At 64.9% G+C, this 14,372-nt stretch carries 23 protein-coding genes and 1 tRNA gene; 3 read left to right on the top strand and 21 right to left on the bottom strand.

Annotated elements, in window-relative coordinates; translation table 11 throughout:
• Both P409_RS00700 and truA read left to right on the top strand, forming a co-directional pair.
• The coding region (locus P409_RS00700; RefSeq protein ID WP_034830688.1) for a methionyl-tRNA formyltransferase at nt 1-609 on the top strand (609 nt) is incomplete at its 5' end.
• Complete coding sequence (gene truA, locus P409_RS00695; RefSeq protein ID WP_034830686.1) at nt 610-1,356, top strand: tRNA pseudouridine(38-40) synthase TruA; 747 nt, start codon at nt 610-612, stop codon at nt 1,354-1,356. It begins immediately after the preceding gene.
• On the opposite strand, the gene P409_RS00690 is transcribed toward truA, so the two are convergent.
• The 4 genes from P409_RS00690 to P409_RS00675 all read right to left on the bottom strand — a co-directional run bounded on the left by P409_RS00690 (nt 1,341) and on the right by P409_RS00675 (nt 4,486).
• Entirely contained in the window at nt 1,341-1,922 is a 582-nt protein-coding gene (locus P409_RS00690; protein WP_034830683.1) for a hypothetical protein, read from the bottom strand. The two genes, truA and P409_RS00690, sit on opposite strands and share 16 nt — an antisense overlap.
• 5 nt (nt 1,923-1,927) lie before the next feature.
• Nucleotides 1,928-3,112, bottom strand: a complete 1,185-nt coding sequence (gene dapE / locus P409_RS00685) for a succinyl-diaminopimelate desuccinylase (protein ID WP_034830680.1) — start codon at nt 3,110-3,112, stop codon at nt 1,928-1,930.
• A gap of 8 nt (nt 3,113-3,120) precedes the next feature.
• Nucleotides 3,121-3,963, bottom strand: a complete 843-nt coding sequence (gene dapD, locus P409_RS00680) for a 2,3,4,5-tetrahydropyridine-2,6-dicarboxylate N-succinyltransferase (RefSeq protein ID WP_034830677.1) — start codon at nt 3,961-3,963, stop codon at nt 3,121-3,123.
• A gap of 85 nt (nt 3,964-4,048) precedes the next feature.
• The gene (locus tag P409_RS00675; RefSeq protein ID WP_081991072.1) at nt 4,049-4,486 is read right to left on the bottom strand and encodes a DUF4864 domain-containing protein; all 438 of its coding nucleotides are present in this window, start codon (nt 4,484-4,486) and stop codon (nt 4,049-4,051) included.
• 210 nt (nt 4,487-4,696) lie between these two features.
• Here P409_RS00675 and P409_RS00670 point away from each other — a divergent pair.
• Nucleotides 4,697-4,773 (top strand) — tRNA-Arg (locus tag P409_RS00670).
• Between the two features lie 22 nt (nt 4,774-4,795).
• On the opposite strand, the gene P409_RS00665 is transcribed toward P409_RS00670, so the two are convergent.
• The 17 genes from P409_RS00665 to P409_RS00610 form a co-directional block, all read right to left on the bottom strand.
• Nucleotides 4,796-5,917, bottom strand: a complete 1,122-nt coding sequence (locus P409_RS00665) for a tyrosine-type recombinase/integrase (protein WP_081991068.1) — start codon at nt 5,915-5,917, stop codon at nt 4,796-4,798.
• Nucleotides 5,815-6,096, bottom strand: a complete 282-nt coding sequence (locus P409_RS41455; protein WP_152613173.1) for a helix-turn-helix domain-containing protein — start codon at nt 6,094-6,096, stop codon at nt 5,815-5,817. The genes P409_RS00665 and P409_RS41455 overlap by 103 nt, the downstream gene beginning before the upstream one ends.
• A 158-nt stretch (nt 6,097-6,254) precedes the next feature.
• The gene (locus P409_RS00660) at nt 6,255-6,473 is read right to left on the bottom strand and encodes a KTSC domain-containing protein (protein ID WP_034830731.1); all 219 of its coding nucleotides are present in this window, start codon (nt 6,471-6,473) and stop codon (nt 6,255-6,257) included.
• A 135-nt stretch (nt 6,474-6,608) separates the two neighbouring features.
• Nucleotides 6,609-7,304 carry a GP88 family protein gene (locus P409_RS00655; RefSeq protein WP_152613172.1) on the bottom strand — a complete coding sequence of 232 codons (696 nt, stop codon included), beginning with the start codon at nt 7,302-7,304 and terminating at the stop codon, nt 6,609-6,611.
• Between the two features lie 166 nt (nt 7,305-7,470).
• On the bottom strand, nt 7,471-7,635 hold the full coding sequence (locus P409_RS38605) for a hypothetical protein (RefSeq protein ID WP_161790315.1): 165 nt from the start codon (nt 7,633-7,635) through the stop codon (nt 7,471-7,473).
• Between the two features lie 2 nt (nt 7,636-7,637).
• Nucleotides 7,638-7,811, bottom strand: a complete 174-nt coding sequence (locus P409_RS38600; RefSeq protein WP_161790314.1) for a hypothetical protein — start codon at nt 7,809-7,811, stop codon at nt 7,638-7,640.
• Nucleotides 7,811-7,984: a hypothetical protein gene (locus P409_RS38595; RefSeq protein ID WP_161790313.1), complete on the bottom strand. Its 174-nt coding sequence runs from the start codon at nt 7,982-7,984 to the stop codon at nt 7,811-7,813. The genes P409_RS38600 and P409_RS38595 overlap by 1 nt, the downstream gene beginning before the upstream one ends.
• 50 nt (nt 7,985-8,034) lie before the next feature.
• Nucleotides 8,035-9,192, bottom strand: coding sequence for a hypothetical protein (locus tag P409_RS35885; RefSeq protein WP_152613171.1), 1,158 nt, complete (start codon nt 9,190-9,192; stop codon nt 8,035-8,037).
• Nucleotides 9,193-9,253: 61 nt separating this feature from the next.
• Entirely contained in the window at nt 9,254-11,188 is a 1,935-nt protein-coding gene (locus tag P409_RS00645; RefSeq protein WP_034830666.1) for an ATP-binding protein, read from the bottom strand.
• Nucleotides 11,189-11,197: 9 nt separating this feature from the next.
• Nucleotides 11,198-11,527 carry a cyclic-phosphate processing receiver domain-containing protein gene (locus tag P409_RS00640; protein ID WP_034830661.1) on the bottom strand — a complete coding sequence of 110 codons (330 nt, stop codon included), beginning with the start codon at nt 11,525-11,527 and terminating at the stop codon, nt 11,198-11,200.
• Between the two features lie 307 nt (nt 11,528-11,834).
• Nucleotides 11,835-12,035 (bottom strand): hypothetical protein, encoded by a 201-nt coding sequence (locus tag P409_RS00635; protein ID WP_034830657.1) that lies wholly within the window; start codon nt 12,033-12,035, stop codon nt 11,835-11,837.
• Nucleotides 12,036-12,061: 26 nt separating this feature from the next.
• Nucleotides 12,062-12,316: a hypothetical protein gene (locus tag P409_RS00630; RefSeq protein WP_034830654.1), complete on the bottom strand. Its 255-nt coding sequence runs from the start codon at nt 12,314-12,316 to the stop codon at nt 12,062-12,064.
• Complete coding sequence (locus P409_RS38590) at nt 12,313-12,477, bottom strand: hypothetical protein (RefSeq protein ID WP_161790312.1); 165 nt, start codon at nt 12,475-12,477, stop codon at nt 12,313-12,315. Before P409_RS38590 ends, P409_RS00630 begins: the two co-directional genes overlap by 4 nt.
• A complete protein-coding gene (locus P409_RS00625) occupies nt 12,467-13,015 on the bottom strand; it encodes a hypothetical protein (protein WP_152613170.1) in 549 nt (182 codons plus the stop codon). Before P409_RS00625 ends, P409_RS38590 begins: the two co-directional genes overlap by 11 nt.
• Entirely contained in the window at nt 13,012-13,515 is a 504-nt protein-coding gene (locus tag P409_RS00620) for an HD domain-containing protein (RefSeq protein ID WP_034830648.1), read from the bottom strand. Before P409_RS00620 ends, P409_RS00625 begins: the two co-directional genes overlap by 4 nt.
• Nucleotides 13,505-13,804, bottom strand: coding sequence for a hypothetical protein (locus tag P409_RS00615; RefSeq protein WP_034830644.1), 300 nt, complete (start codon nt 13,802-13,804; stop codon nt 13,505-13,507). Before P409_RS00615 ends, P409_RS00620 begins: the two co-directional genes overlap by 11 nt.
• Entirely contained in the window at nt 13,801-14,088 is a 288-nt protein-coding gene (locus P409_RS00610) for a hypothetical protein (protein ID WP_034830642.1), read from the bottom strand. The genes P409_RS00615 and P409_RS00610 overlap by 4 nt, the downstream gene beginning before the upstream one ends.
• Nucleotides 14,089-14,372 lie beyond the last annotated feature (284 nt).

The following is a 14,372-nucleotide window of genomic DNA, read 5'->3' as shown; positions in this document are numbered from 1 at the left end:
GGCTGCTTCAACATCCACGCCTCGCTGCTGCCGCGCTGGCGCGGGGCGGCGCCCATCCACCGCGCCATCCTGGCCGGCGACGCCGAGACCGGCGTCACCATCATGCGGATGGAGGCGGGGCTGGACACCGGGCCGATGCTGTCGGCCGGGCGGGTGCCGATCGGGCCGGAGACGACGACGCCGGAGCTGCACGACACGCTCGCCGCCCTCGGCGCCCGGCTGATCGTGCCGGCGATCGACGCCGTCGCCGAGGGCACGGCGGTGGAGACGCCGCAGCCGGAGGCGGGCGTGACCTACGCCGCCAAGATCGGGCCGGAGGATGAGCGCATCGACTGGGCCGACGCCGTCGCGGTCGATCGCCAGATCCGGGCGCTGACGCCGCGGCCCGGCGCCTGGTTCCTGCATGAGGGCGAGCGCATCAAGGTGCTGGCGGCCGTGCCCGCCCATGGCTCGGGCGAACCGGGCACGGTGCTGGACGGCCAGCTCACCGTGGCCTGCGGCCACGGCGCCATCCGCCTGACCCGGCTGCAGCGCCCGGGCAAGGCGCCGGTGCCGGCGCGCGACCTGCTGAACGGCTTCCCGATTCCGGCCGGAACCCGCCTGGGCTAGATGACGCGGTACAAGCTCACCATCGAATATGACGGCCGCCCCTTCGTCGGCTGGCAACGCCAGGCGCATGGCCTGTCGGTGCAGCAGGCGGTGGAGGAGGCGATCCACCGCTTCTGCGGCGAGGAGGTGCGGATCACCGCCGCCGGCCGCACCGATGCCGGGGTGCATGCGATCGGGCAGGTGGCGCACGCCGACATCGCCCGCCCGACCGATTCAGGCACCGTCCGCGATGCGGTCAATTTCCACCTGAAGCCGCTGCCGGTGGCGATCCTGGCTGTGGAGGCGGTGGATGAGAGCTTCGACGCCCGCACCTCGGCCATCCTGCGTGCCTATCGCTACCGCATCGTCAATCGCCGGGCGCCGCTGGCGCTGGAGGCCGGGCAGGCATGGCAGGTGTCGCGGCCGCTCGACGCCGCAGCGATGCACGAGGCGGCGCAGCACCTGGTCGGGCATCACGACTTCACCAGCTTCCGCGCCGCCGAGTGCCAAGCGAAGTCGCCGATGCGGACGATGGACCGGCTGGACGTGGTGCGCCGCGGCGAGGCGGTCGAGATCGAGGCTGAGGCGCGGTCCTTCCTGCACCACCAGATCCGCAACATCGCCGGCACGCTGAAGCTGGTGGGCGAGGGGAAGCACCCGCCCGGCTGGGTCGCCGAGGTGCTGGCCGCCCGCAGCCGCGCCGCCGCCGGGGCCACGGCGCCGCCGGACGGGCTGTGCTTCCTGTGGGTGCGCTACAGGGCGGCCTGAACGGCCCCGGTGATCCAGGCGACCAGCAGCTCGGATGTCAGCGCATCGAACACCACGAGCCCGGCCACGATCGGCAGTTCGACCTCCAGCGCCGTCCTCAGCACGAAGCCCTCATAGATGAAGCAGGCGATCTCCGTGACGATGAGGACGAGGAAGCCCAACTGCCCGGGAAACAGGCCAAGCGTGTTGAGCATGAGCGCGACGAATCCGGCCGACGAGATCAGGAGCGCCGCCCAGTTGCAGGCGACGATCGTCCCGGCCAAGCGCTGACCGCGGCCGAGCCAAGGCAGGATCCAGGTCAGGGCCGCCGGCAGCACCAGCCAGCTGGCCAGGAACCCCAGGGCGGTGATGACCAGCGGAACCGGCTGCAGCAGGAGGGGCCACCGGAAGCCCAGCGCGACCGCCTGCTCCACCGCAAAGAGCGGGAAGGCCAGCGCCGCGGCGACGAAGCTCTTGGCTGCCCCGTCCGGCGAGATGTCGAACATCGCCATGCCGCCGGTGTCGCGCTTGGCCAGGCGCCAGGCGCCCCAGACGCCGCGGATGATGTCGCCCGAAGAGACCGCCATGGCCGTCAGCCCCTCTCCGGGAAGCTGTCCTCGAGCACCGCCCGGTAGATCCGGGTCAGCGTCTCGATCTCCTCGACCGGCACGTTCTCGTCGGTCTTGTGGATGGTGGCGTTGACCAGGCCCAGCTCGACCACCGGCGCGTAATCCTTGACGAAGCGGGCGTCGGAGGTGCCGCCCGAGGTGCTGAAGGCCGGGCGGCGGCCGGTCACCCGCTCCACCGCCCCGGCGACCCGCCCGGTCAGCTCGCCCGGCGCGGTGAGGAAACTGTCGGCGCCGCTGCGAAGTTCCAGCGCGTAGTCGCCGCCGACCGCGTCGAAGCGCTCGCGGATCCAGGCGGCCAGGGTCTCCGCCGTCCAGCGGTCGTTGAAGCGGATGTTGAACACGGCGCGGCCCTCGGCCGGGATCACATTGGTTGCCGGGTTGCCGACATCGATGGTGGTGATCGCCAGGGTCGACGGGTCGAAATGGGCGCTGCCCGCGTCGATCTCCGGCCCGAGGCCCCCTGGGCCGGGGCTCAGCGCCGCCAGCATCCGCACCAGGCGGGGCAGCGGGTTGTCGGCCTTGTGCGGATAGGCGACATGCCCCTGCACCCCGCGCACGGTCAGCCGACCGGTCAGGCTGCCGCGCCGGCCGATCTTCATGGTGTCGCCCACCGCCTCGGCGCTGGACGGCTCGCCGACGATGCAGGAATCGATCGCCTCGCCGCGCGCCGCCAGGGCCTGCAGCATCTTCACCGTGCCGTTGACTGCCTCGGCCTCCTCGTCGCCGGTGATCAGCAGGCTGATCGAGCCGCCGAAATCGGATCCGCGCTCGGCGAGAAAGCGCCCGGCCGCAGCGGCGAAGGCGGCGACCGCGCTCTTCATGTCGCAGGCGCCGCGGCCCCAGACCCGGCCCTCGGCGACCCGGCCCTCGAAGGGCGGGAAGCGCCAGCGCGTCTCGTCGCCCGGCGGCACCACATCGGTATGGCCGGCGAAGCAGAGATGCGGCCGGCCGCTGCCGATGCGGGCGTAGAGATTGTCGATCGGCGCGGTGCCCGGCGCCTCGAACCGCATCCGCTCGCAACGGAAGCCCAGCGGCGCCAGCGCCGCCTCCAGCGCGCCCAGCGCCCCGGCATCGGCCGGGGTGACGCTGGGGCAGCGGATCAGCGCCTGGGTCAGCTCGATCGGGTCGGGAACGGCCGTCGTCGCCATGTCGAGGGTCAGTCGCGCAGCAGCTCGTTGATCGAGGTCTTGGCGCGGGTGCGCTCGTCCACCCGCTTGACGATCACGGCGCAGGCCAGCGACGGGCCGGGTGTGCCGTCGGCCAGCGGCTTGCCGGGCAGCGAGCCGGGCACCACCACTGAATAGGACGGCACCCGGCCGTAGCTGACGGTGCCGGTCTCGCGGTCGACGATCTTGGTCGTGGCGCTGAGGAACACGCCCATCGACAGCACCGAGCCGCGCTCGACGATCACGCCCTCGACCACCTCCGACCGGGCGCCGATGAAGCAGTCGTCTTCGATGATCACCGGGTTGGCCTGCAGCGGCTCCAGCACGCCGCCGATGCCGACGCCGCCCGAAAGGTGGCAGTTCTTGCCGATCTGGGCGCAGGAGCCGACGGTGGCCCAGGTGTCGACCATGGTGCCGCTGTCGACCCGGGCGCCGACATTGACGAAGCTCGGCATCAGCACCACGCCCGGCGCGATGTAGGCGGAGCGGCGGACGACCGCGCCCGGCACGCTGCGGAAGCCGGCGTCGCGGAAGCGGTTCTCGCCCCAGCCCAGGGTCTTCGGCGCCACCTTGTCGTACCAGACCGCGCCGTCCGGCCCGCCCTCGACGATCTTGCTGTCGGTGATGCGGAAGGACAGCAGCACCGCCATCTTCAGCCACTGATGAGCCTGCCATTCGCCGTCGATCTTCTCGGCCACGCGCAGGGTGCCGTTGTCGAGGCCCTCCAGCGCCGCCTCGATGGCGTCGCGGGCGGTGCCCTGGGTGGCCGGGGTCAGGCTGTTGCGGTCGGCCCAGGCCTGTTCGATGGCGGTCTTCAGCGCGGTGTCGGTCATGGCGGGAAATCGGCAGCCTCTGGTGTCGGGCCCGCACGATGGAGCGCCCCCGTCCGCCTTGTCAACGCCGCCCTAAGCCTAGGTCTCATGCCGATTCGTCGCCGCTGCGGTCCAGCCGGCAGCCATCGATTCGCCAGCTGCCGTCGGGCTGCCGCTGCATGAAGTATTCGGCGATCACCGGCACCCCGTCCGGGCCGACGAACAGCACCTTCTGCACGATCCGGCCCTCGCGGGTGACCAGCTCGCGGAAATCGACCGAGCGCGGCCGGTACACCGGCGCATAGCCCTGCCGGACCATGGCCAGGAAATTGTCCGGCGTGCCGAACATCTGCTGGATGCCCGGCGAGGCGTAGCCGAACGCCTCCGCCGCCCGGTCGCCCTGGAAGGCGTCCAACTGCTTCTGGATCACGCCGACGATTGCGCTCTTGTCCGTATCCCCGGTCTGCGCCTGGGCGAAGGCCGGCAGGGCCAGGAAGAAGAGCAGGGCGAGAACGCGCCCCGCGACGCCGCATACGAGTCCCATGATGGCCTCCCCGTTCTTGGTCATTCTTGCAGGGAGATGGCGCGCCCGGGGCGGGCCGGAAAGCGGCCGCAGGGCAGGGGCCTTCGCCCATGCGGCCGCCGCATGTCTCGTTTCGTGTCGGAACGATGAAATTGGGGCTTGCAATCGGGGGCGGGCATCGACTAGGTTCCGCCCGCCTGACGACGGGGCGGCGACGACGCCCCGCAGAACGCGCCCGTAGCTCAATTGGATAGAGCATCTGACTACGGATCAGAAGGTTAGGAGTTCGAATCTTCTCGGGCGCGCCACTATCTCCTTGATATCCCTCAGTTATTCATCCTCGTCGTCCTCCTCTTCGTCATCGATCAGAAGGTCCTGTCCGGGTTGCGGCCCTGACAGTCGGGCGATCTCATCGTGCAGGTCCCCGGTCCGAAGGTAGGCATAGTTGGCCGTCATCTCCGACTGCGAGTGACCCAGCATCGTTCTCAGCACCTCCCAGTCGCCACCTCTCTGGATCCACCAGGAAGCGAACGTCCGCCTCAGGTCGTGGAAGCGCGAATCGGGTGACCGAGCGATCGCTCGCTTCTTCACGCCCTTCCACCACTGAGCGAACGAGGCGTACTTCACAGGGACCGGACGACCCTTCTCGTCGATCTCCATGTGCCAGAAAACGTAGGGGCACTGGTTGCTCCGGACTGTCAGGGACAGGACCCTGACAGCGATGTCGTTCAGGGCGATCGTCCTCGGTTCGCTCGTCTTCGTGTCGTCGTCCCAGAGAACGATCTCGCGACGAGAGAGGCGGACGTTCCGCTCCCATTGAAGGTTCTCGATCTCCTGCCGGCGCATGCCGGTGGAGACGGCCAGTTTCAGGATCCGACGCTGCTGCTGGGTCGTGCAGGCGCAGAGCAGGGCACCGAACTCGCGCGGGGAGAAGAACCTCCGCCGGCGCGTGGTGCGCTTGAGCCGCTTGTTCTTGGTCGTGGTTTTCGACAGCCGGTGGACCGGATGCTCAAACCCCTCCGTCCACTCCTCCTCGGTCTCGAGTGCCAGGGTGAAGACCGAACTGACAAATGCCAGGTCCCGACGGATCGCCGTGTCACCTACCGGCTTGTTCCGCACAACCTGCTTCCGTCGCTCAGTGATGACCTCGCGCAGCACCGTGGTCGTCACCTGCTTCATGCGAAGATGCCCGAGGAACGGGTGAACGTTCCTCGCGCTCGAGAGGTAACAGGCTCGGGTCTTCGGCTTGATGATCGCCTTCTCGAAGAACTCCTCGACAGCCCATTGCCATGTGGGGCCTAGGCCGGCGTTTTGTTCCGCGAGACGTTGATCAAGAAGTTGCTGGGCGATTACCGGGTCTTGAGTCCGAGCAGACTCATATACTTCGACTCCGTCTTTCGTATAGGCGATGTAGAGGCTTTGACTGTTTTTCCGTTGGAAGACCCTTGGCATTTCACCCCTCGTTGCCTGTCACTATCGTCCTTGACCCAGGCAAAGAAGAGCTCGCTTTCAAAGCGCCATAGGCGGCCGAACTTCTTTGCACCTGGAACAACCCCCCGCCTTGCCATCGCCTGTAAGGTCGAAGGATCGAAATCCAGGTGCCGCGCGGCCCTGGCGGTCGAGATGAACATTTGTCCCTCATGGGATGTGTCGGCTTACCAAGGTTTCACTTGCGCATTAATCACGACTGTGATGCGGCGGAAAATAACCAGTTTCCGAACTTTTGTTCCCTACCAGAGAGTCCCAATGGGACGTTCCGCCGCATTGATAGATACGTTACGTATCGCTTCTAGTCAAGCTTCTCGAACGGGAAGCCGGCGCTCTTCACCAGCGTGTTCAGAGCCTTGCCGGCGCTGTCGGCATTCAGGATCTGAACGAAGATGTCGGAGCTAACTCCTTGATAACGATAGTGTCCTCCGTTCTTGAACAGCACGTCAAGGCTGCTGATGCCGTCATGGCCAACGGCGGCGAGGTTGGAGCTTTGAACCGGAATCATGGTGATCGTCATCATCTCTCTCCTTAAGCATGCAATGCGGAATGTGGTGATCGTCTATGCCGTTTGACGGAATTGACGTGTCGTCGATGGACACAAACCCACGGGTTTGGATCTGACGGCGGATGTACTCCAGGTCGCTGATGTACATCAGTGTTGCTTCAGGTGGACAAATCGCTTCGACGCGAGATCTTTGTCGAAGCAGCCCGCGCGGCAGATCCCGCAGTGTCCCTTCAGATGCCTGAAAGTCTTAGGGCAGTGGAATGCTTTCAGTCCACTTGGCGAGCGGAGGTTGGGATTGTCGTCCCCGTAGAACATGACGCCCCAACCGCGGGCTTCGATCGCTGCCCACCCGGCTATGTTGCTCGGGTCGACCGAGGCCTGGACCCGGGCGTTCGGAAGCGACATCACAGCCGCCTCGATCTCCAGGATTTGCCACAAATTGAGGCGTTGCTTTTCCGGGTCCCACCAGGCTCTGGTGGGGAGCCAGAAGAGGGTGTCCGGATTTTCTTTCAGGATGTCACTCCAGCGCCACACATCCTCGTGCGACGAGAAATTCTCCCCGCGGGTCATGCCACGGAACCGGGCGACGACGCGGCGTTTGCGCTTGAGGATCGCTCGGAAGGTCGCTCCGGTGAGCTGCTGCCAGAAGGTCTCGTTCTTCACGTCCCGCTTCCGGATGCGGGTGAAGACCTTCTCCAGCTTGTTGTTGTAGCAGGTGGCCTTGCAGAAGGAGGTGGCGACCTTGGTGCAGGAGCCCCGGGTCACCGTACCGTCGGGATTGGTGATATCGAAACGCGGACGATCGAGCGCCCACATCCCGATATCCGGGCAGAAGCGTAGCATTTGTCCCTCTCAGGGATGGTGTAAGGGTGGCCGGATGCCGACCTTCCCGTCTGCAATGGCGCGTGAGCGCGGGGCAGCGACGGAGCTTCTCTGAACTTCGAGGTCGACTGTGAGGTGTGGTCCGGCCTAGCCACGAACCTGAAAGGTGCTGCCCCTGTGCAAGGGGTTAAGCCCGTCGGGTCTTCCAGCCCTTGGTGGCGTGGAGATAGATCTCTCGTCCGTCGACGACGCGCTTGTGGATCACGCCCCGGTTGGCGTCACCCTTCGGCGGATGGAACCGGGCGTAGCGGCCGCGGGCGTGGCAGACGCGGCGAATGATGCGGCTCGGCATGGTCAGTTCTTCCCGTCCAGGCGGTTGCGGACGCGGAAGGCGCCGTCGCTGTCGGCGCCGAGGCGCTGGATGATGGCCTTGTTGGCGGCCTTCTGAGAGCGGGTGCGCTTCTTCAGGTTGAGGTCGTAGTCCCGATCGGCGAGATGGACGGCGGTCGGTCGGATGTCCTTCTCCATCACCAGGCCCCCAGCAGCAGGCCGAGGCCGTGAACCACGCCGACCGGCGGGATGAAGAGGCCGACCAGGAGCATGGCGATCCAGTCGGTTTTGATGCAGTAGATGAGGTGCTCGGCCATGCCGGCGATACCGGAGATGGCGAATAACAGCCACACGATGAGAAAGGTCTTCATAGGTTCCTCGCGGGAATGTGGGCGGGGCAGGGCGCCCCGCCCTCGTAGGTTTAGTGGGTGTCGACGATGGTGGTCTCGTAGTCCTCGTACGAGGCGCCGTTGGTCGGCAGCACGTCGCTCTGGATCAGGTCGTCGACCTCTTCGTCGACGTCGTAGCGAGAGGCGGCCCAGACCTTCCCCTTCACGAGTTCGACGGTCTCGTTGTCATCGCCGTAGGGATTGTAGTCGAAGAAGTGAACGTCGACGGCGAACAGCTCGTAGTCGTCCTTGTTGACAGCGCCCTCGGTGTCTTCGATCTCGGTCCAGGAAGCGAGCTTCCAGTCGTCGATCTCGAGCCCGTTGAACACGACGTGATCGAGTTCGATGATGGCGTCCTCGATCTCGTCGTTGGTCTCGAGCTCGTCGGTGGTGACGAAAACGACCGTCTCTTCGAGCACCGCGCCATCGTCGGCGAGGGCGCGGAGCAGGGCGGAGTAGGTCCGGAGCTCGTTCAGGACCTTCCGCTCATCACCGGCCGAGGCGATCACGGTCTGCTTGAAGGGCTCGGCCTGGGCGAAGGTGCCGGCGTCGACCTCGCCGATCACCTCGTACTCCGACACGCGGATCTTGGTGCAGTTGGCGTCGTGCGGGACCGAGACGACGTCCTTCGGGTCGAACCGGACGAGCATCTTCCGATGGCCGAAGCCCTTGACGTAGTCGTAGGAGCCGACGTGGAAGCCGTAGCTGCAGCCGCGGTCCGCGTCGTCGTCGACCTGGTTGCGCGGCATCGAGTGCCGCTTACCGATCGAGTTGTCGAAGGTGCCGGAGTGCTCGTCCTTGTAGTCGTCCCGGACGCCCTTGTAGGCGACCACCATGCCGTCGGTCTGGATGGTGATGTGGTTGCGCTCGATGAAGTTGTAGAACTGGTCCAGCGACCGCTTGGACGGGTTCTGCAGCAGCCGCTCGAGGAAGTTCACGAGCGGGACCGGGTCGTGACCCTCGTCGCGGATATCGATGATCTTGCCGACCAGGCCGTGGTGGACTTCGGCTCCGTCGAAGGTCAGGTTGCCGTTCTCATCCAGGACGAGGCGGCCCTGGGCGCCCTCGAGGTAGTTGCGGATCGAGGCGGCGACGTCGACCAGGTCCGGCACACGATCCCACTCATGGGCCTTGATGGCGGCCTTCGTCGCCTCGAAGTTCGGATGGCCGCTGGTGATGACCTTGGTCACGCCAGTCGGCAGCACGACAGTCAGACTGTCGCTCGTAATGTTGTACGGAAGCATTTGATCCTCACAGGATTTTGTTGATGAGTTCGGGTGAAGGGTTTCTGATATGGCCGAGCACCTCGAAGAGAAGGGGACGCTTCGCCTTGAGGGGTTCGAGGTCGAAGGAAAGGGTGGGTTTCAGTTCCACTCTGGTTTTGGCCGCGTGGGCCAAGGGGCGTAGCTTCTCCGCGTCCTCCACTACTTTGTGGAAGGGGCGGAGTTCCTTGGCTCGGTCTGCATAGGTGGTGAGGGTGACGAGAAACTCTCGCTTCCTCCACTCCATGGAATCGAAGCCCACCACGTTGGCGAGGGCCTTCTTCATGTCCCGTGTCAGAAGCTCCTTCAACTTGGCGTCGACGAAAGTCTTGAACGGGGTGTAGCCGTCGCGGGTCTTGAAGCTGGACTTCGGGATCGCGATCAACTGGTCGGGGCGGATCTCGGCGCACTGGCGAGCTCCGCAGAGGAGATCGCCGTCCTCTGACGAGATATCGCCATTCTCCATATCGACGTAGATACCGCCGGCGTTGATGTCCCAGCTGGTCTCCTCGTCCCACGTCCCCCGGATCCAGTCGTAGATCTTGACCTTGGCGCGAGGTCCGGTGCTGTAGCGGCTCCGCTGGATCGGCGCCGGTTCGGGCAGCTGAGACAGGGTCAGGTAGGGCGGATCGCCGAGCTGCTTGACGACGTCGAGATCCTTGAAGGTGTAGATCTTGGCACGAACCTCGCAGGCCTCCGAGATCCGACGGGCCTGGTTCTTGATCGTATCGTCGTCGATCCAGACGAGAACCGGCTCCTTGTTGTCGTGGTAGCTGGAGATTGGATAGACGTACGGTTCGTAGCGGTGACCGAACGTCGGCTTGCTCGGCCGGTGGTAGCGGTCTCGCTTACCTTCGTTGTCCAGCTCACCGAGAGAGTGGCCGACGACCTTGATCTGATTGGAGACCACACGGCCCTGCCACTTGATCTTGCCCTTGATCAGCTCGGAAAGGGACCCCGGAAGAGGACGCTCGATCCGGGAAAACTCCTGGCAGGCCAGCCAGTAGGTCGGCTGGGCCAGGATCAGATCCTGGATCGACTCGTGGAAGCCCGACTTGATCTTCTCGACCAGAGCGTCGATCGCCACCTTGGTCTTGTCGGTGTACCGAAGACGCTCACGGTTCGACGTGACGTCGAAAGTGCCGACCGGGGCGGTGAACACGAACCGGTTGAAGCTGCTCAGGATGCTGTAGGAGTCCCCGTAGCTGAGCGAGCTGTAGTCGATGGGGTAGGGGTAGCCCCCCATGACCACGACGTTCTTGCTGTCCGGAGCGAACTTGCGGATGGCCCAGCCGTCGGCCTTGTTCTCGTAGGTCAGCTCGACAGGCGTGATCTCCAGGTTGGAGTTCGGCTTCGGGCTGAAGAAGGGCAGCAGCTTGGCGCCCTCCCGCCGGATCTCGTCGATCTTGTCGTGCGGGATCGGAACGGTGACGGTGACGCCCGTCTTCTGGCTCGGGCCGCTGTGCATCAGCGAGAGCCGCGGCATCCCGTTCTCGCCGCGGAACACGTTGTAGGTGTTCCGGGTGTCACCGTCGTCGCTGATGAGGATGTAGGACTGGGTGATGGCCAGGGCGGACAGCCGGCCCATGCCCCAGCCGCCGATCTTGGTGTCGTCGTCGTCCTTGGTCGACGAGAAGATCTGGCAGTAGGTCGACCGCATGAACGCCGGGCTCATGCCGAGGCCTTCGTCCTGGACCTCGAACCAGGGCTCGAGCTTGGTCGGGAACTTGATCCGAGGCGCCTTGCCTGGCGCCGCGTCGTAGGCATTGGCGACGAGCTCGACGACGAAGCGGATCTGGCTCTCGTACAGATTCTTGACGACGAGCTCGGCCAGCTTGTGGTTCGCGCTCGGCGGGATGTAGAACTCCGTCTCGACGAAGTCCTGGGATCGCTCCACCGGAGCGACAGCAAGGTTGATTTTCATTGGTCCCTCTCAGGGATGGTTGCGTTTGAAGGTGAGATACCCCTCCAGCTTGCCTTCGATGTTGGCTTTGCCGATCGGGTTCTGGCTGTGGACGTAGTAGGTGAAGTCGTGGGGGAGCAGGGCGCCGTTGTTCTCCACATCGTTCATGACGAGGAAATCAGCGAACTCGGCGCCGTTCGGACCCTCGCCCAGGTCGTGATCGAAGCTGACGTAGGTGAGCAGGTCACCAGCGAGCCAACACTCGACGGTCTTGGCGACGGCGTCGAAGTAGGTCCGGGCGATGACCCAGTCGTTGCCGTCGTTGGGCGGGGGACGCTCGTCGTCGAGGAAGAGCCTCATTGGTCCCTCTCAGGGATGGAGTTGTCGGAGAGCTCGGATCAGGTCCGGGAGGTGCTCGACGGGGACATGCAGTATGAGCCCCGCCGTCTCACCGCCCTTGATATTGAGGGCGCCCAACCTGACCGTCTGATCACCACCTGGCTCAACCGTGACACCGGCTGGCTTGGTGGCCCCGTTCTTCCCGAAGTTGAAGACCTCAGGAATCCGGGCGAACGGAATTCTGGTCATCAAAACTCGTCGATGATATTGCGCGGTGGAGCGCGCTCCCTCGCGCGCCGACGGAACAGCGAGAGTAGCCAGCGGAACATCAGATTCGCGCTGGTCTGTAGGACCACCCGCCTATGCGGTTGCCGTTGCTGTCCCGGATGATGCCGTCCTCGCGCCGGTTGAAATGCACAGCGGGGCGGGCGGCGATCTCCTTGGCGACCTCGTCTAAGACGCGGCTGATTTCCTCGTCCGGCGCCTGGTCGAAGGCCGAGTTGCCGGTGTCGAAGCGGATTTCGAACATTGGTCCCTCACAGGGATGGGGCTAGGTTAGTCGACGAGCTTAAGGCCGGGGTTTAGCTTGGCCCGAATCGCCTGCTCCACGATCGGGCGATCGCCCAGGTGGCCGACCGGGTCGTTCCGCAGGATCGCGGCGATGTCCTTCTCCTCGACCCGGCTCTCGATCTCGAAGACGCGATCGTCAGGCGCCCTCTCGTCCACGGTGAAGAGGCGCACACCGGCGCCGTGGACATGGAAGGTCATCCCTCCCTGCTCGTCCCAGTGGACGATGACGGTGGGGGTCATCGCGCTCGCTCCAGCACCACGACATGGCCCAGCGCCTCGTCCGGCTTCTTCTCCTGGATGGCGATCACGCGCTGGCAGATCGCCCGGCCTTGCATGAGGATCAGGTCGACGGTGGGGGTGAGGGCGGTGTCACGGGCGGTGTAGGCCGTCTCAATCTCCATAGTAGTGATGCTCCTGGATGTAGGTGAGGGCGGTCCGCAGGTCGGGGAAAGTTTCGAGGGTTGTGGGCCGGCGCCATCGCGTGAGCACGAGGTCCACCGATTGGTCATGGACGACCAGGCTGTAGACGCCGCTCTCGCTCAGGGTGTTTTCGAAGATCCCGATCTCCTTCGGGTCGGAGGCGAGGATCGGCACCACCTGCTCGATCAGGAACTGCAGACATTTCTCCAGCGCCGCGGGGTCGCGCCGCGGAGGTCTCACCTTTACGACCGTCTGGTTCGTGCGGGTGTCATACCCGCTGCTCATGCAGTGGTGCTCGGCGAGGACCCGCTGCAGCTCCTTGTAGGAGGCCGTTGTCTCATTGGTGACGTCGAGCAGCCAGGCAAGCGAAGCGCCGGCCCTGATCGTTTCCTCGGCCTCGGCGTTGCGGATCGCATCGATCCGATTGGTCATGGCTACGATCTGATCATTGAGAGCGTCGCGCCGGTCGCAGAGTGCGCGACGCTTGGCGGTCAGAAATTCGAGTTCGGAGGGTGTCACGGTGTCACCTGTCGTTTGGCGATCGCCCACAACCCCGGGTCACCCTCGGTCAGGACCTCAAGAAGGGCGGCCTTCTCGGCGAGGTAAACCTTGGCGAAGTTCGGGTCGTGGCGGACGATGGACTCGGTATTGTCGATGATGTCGGCGAGCTTGATCGTCTTGGCCGCCGGCGAGGCCTCGGCTAGGTGCTCGAGATCTAGCTGCTTCCGGGCTTTCCGGTTTCCGTCGCCCGGCCTGGAGACGTCAGACACCTGCTGGACGAGGGAGGCGATTTCCCGGCCGAACTCATCCAGCAGCTGCTGATGCGTTACCTTGGTATCCTCGACCACGTCGTGGAGCCAGGCCGCGGCTGCCATCTCGTCGGTCCAGTAGTCCGCCATGCGGACCCACCAGGCGACGTTCTGGCAGTGCCACCAGTAGGGTTCGCCGGTGTACTTCCGGACCTGACCGATCCCGTTGTGGGCGCCGATCGCGAAGGCGCGGGCTTTCTCAATCGTCATAGGTAAGCCTCATCGGAACGACCTCCATCTCCTCGGCCTTCCGGTCGGGGGCGGGTTTGGTGTGCCAATCCTCGTTGTAGTCGTCGTACGAGCCGACGTAGGACACGTGGGTGATCCCCTTCAGCCACCACCTCAGGGCGTTCTTAGCGTCCCCCTTCCGACGGAAGAGGCGAGGCGGAACCTTCAAAGGATCCTTCGGCTTGTCGTTGGTATACCCGCGGCGCTTCCGGTTGGACGCCGGCAGGAAATGGCCGGTCGGCTTGTGCTGGATGGCGTAGAGAGTGATCATGCCTGCAGGCTCCACCAGAGGATGGCGGCCATCGCGCTCGCACCGCACATGCAGCCGAGGGCGAAGCGGGTGATGTAGAAGACCAGGACGAGCCAGGGTGGTCGGTGAAGCCGGCCATCGGTGACCAGGTAGACGCCGTTGCAAGGCCGGCGAGAGGCACTCACCATGGCGGGCCAGGACCGCTTCAGTGGATCCTCGAACATGTCGAAGCTGGTGTAACCCTCGGCCTCCGACCCAGCCGCGATCATATCGTTGGAGGGGCGCTCCTGAACCACGACGAACATCACTCGACGTCCTGCTCGCGGTTGAAGTGCATGTAGGCGACAGCGCCAGACACGGCGCCCACGATGAAGATCCAGCCGACGCACTCAGCGACGAGGCGCACAGAGTTCCATAAGGCGGTCAACATTGGTCCCTCTCAGGGATGGTTGTTAAAAAGGAAAATGCCGCCTCGGGGGCGGCATTGCAAATGAGGTAGATATTAACTGCCGAGAATTAGAGGTCGCCTAGTATCTGGCGATGGTTTTCTGATTACGCCTCTCTCAAAATTTCGACCGGTCGTTGGCGG

Origin of the sequence: Inquilinus limosus MP06, assembly GCF_000767795.1 — a bacterium.
Classification (GTDB): Bacteria; Pseudomonadota; Alphaproteobacteria; order DSM-16000; family Inquilinaceae; genus Inquilinus; species Inquilinus limosus_E.
The sequence above is the reverse complement of the archived record's forward strand: the minus strand, read 5'-3'. Positions and strand labels throughout refer to the sequence as shown.

What these genes read in the sequence shown, in the direction of transcription:
- truA (WP_034830686.1), top strand. Translation starts at nt 610, where the DNA reads ATGACGCGGTACAAGCTCACCATCGAATATGACGGCCGCCCCTTCGTC.
- P409_RS00690 (WP_034830683.1), bottom strand. Translation starts at nt 1,922, where the DNA reads ATGGCGGTCTCTTCGGGCGACATCATCCGCGGCGTCTGGGGCGCCTGG.
- dapE (WP_034830680.1), bottom strand. Translation starts at nt 3,112, where the DNA reads ATGGCGACGACGGCCGTTCCCGACCCGATCGAGCTGACCCAGGCGCTG.
- dapD (WP_034830677.1), bottom strand. Translation starts at nt 3,963, where the DNA reads ATGACCGACACCGCGCTGAAGACCGCCATCGAACAGGCCTGGGCCGAC.
- P409_RS00675 (WP_081991072.1), bottom strand. Translation starts at nt 4,486, where the DNA reads ATGGGACTCGTATGCGGCGTCGCGGGGCGCGTTCTCGCCCTGCTCTTC.
- P409_RS00665 (WP_081991068.1), bottom strand. Translation starts at nt 5,917, where the DNA reads ATGCCAAGGGTCTTCCAACGGAAAAACAGTCAAAGCCTCTACATCGCC.
- P409_RS41455 (WP_152613173.1), bottom strand. Translation starts at nt 6,096, where the DNA reads ATGTTCATCTCGACCGCCAGGGCCGCGCGGCACCTGGATTTCGATCCT.
- P409_RS00660 (WP_034830731.1), bottom strand. Translation starts at nt 6,473, where the DNA reads ATGACGATCACCATGATTCCGGTTCAAAGCTCCAACCTCGCCGCCGTT.
- P409_RS00655 (WP_152613172.1), bottom strand. Translation starts at nt 7,304, where the DNA reads ATGCTACGCTTCTGCCCGGATATCGGGATGTGGGCGCTCGATCGTCCG.
- P409_RS38605 (WP_161790315.1), bottom strand. Translation starts at nt 7,635, where the DNA reads ATGCCGAGCCGCATCATTCGCCGCGTCTGCCACGCCCGCGGCCGCTAC.
- P409_RS38600 (WP_161790314.1), bottom strand. Translation starts at nt 7,811, where the DNA reads ATGGAGAAGGACATCCGACCGACCGCCGTCCATCTCGCCGATCGGGAC.
- P409_RS38595 (WP_161790313.1), bottom strand. Translation starts at nt 7,984, where the DNA reads ATGAAGACCTTTCTCATCGTGTGGCTGTTATTCGCCATCTCCGGTATC.
- P409_RS00645 (WP_034830666.1), bottom strand. Translation starts at nt 11,188, where the DNA reads ATGAAAATCAACCTTGCTGTCGCTCCGGTGGAGCGATCCCAGGACTTC.
- P409_RS00640 (WP_034830661.1), bottom strand. Translation starts at nt 11,527, where the DNA reads ATGAGGCTCTTCCTCGACGACGAGCGTCCCCCGCCCAACGACGGCAAC.
- P409_RS00635 (WP_034830657.1), bottom strand. Translation starts at nt 12,035, where the DNA reads ATGTTCGAAATCCGCTTCGACACCGGCAACTCGGCCTTCGACCAGGCG.
- P409_RS00630 (WP_034830654.1), bottom strand. Translation starts at nt 12,316, where the DNA reads ATGACCCCCACCGTCATCGTCCACTGGGACGAGCAGGGAGGGATGACC.
- P409_RS38590 (WP_161790312.1), bottom strand. Translation starts at nt 12,477, where the DNA reads ATGGAGATTGAGACGGCCTACACCGCCCGTGACACCGCCCTCACCCCC.
- P409_RS00620 (WP_034830648.1), bottom strand. Translation starts at nt 13,515, where the DNA reads ATGACGATTGAGAAAGCCCGCGCCTTCGCGATCGGCGCCCACAACGGG.
- P409_RS00615 (WP_034830644.1), bottom strand. Translation starts at nt 13,804, where the DNA reads ATGATCACTCTCTACGCCATCCAGCACAAGCCGACCGGCCATTTCCTG.
- P409_RS00610 (WP_034830642.1), bottom strand. Translation starts at nt 14,088, where the DNA reads ATGTTCGTCGTGGTTCAGGAGCGCCCCTCCAACGATATGATCGCGGCT.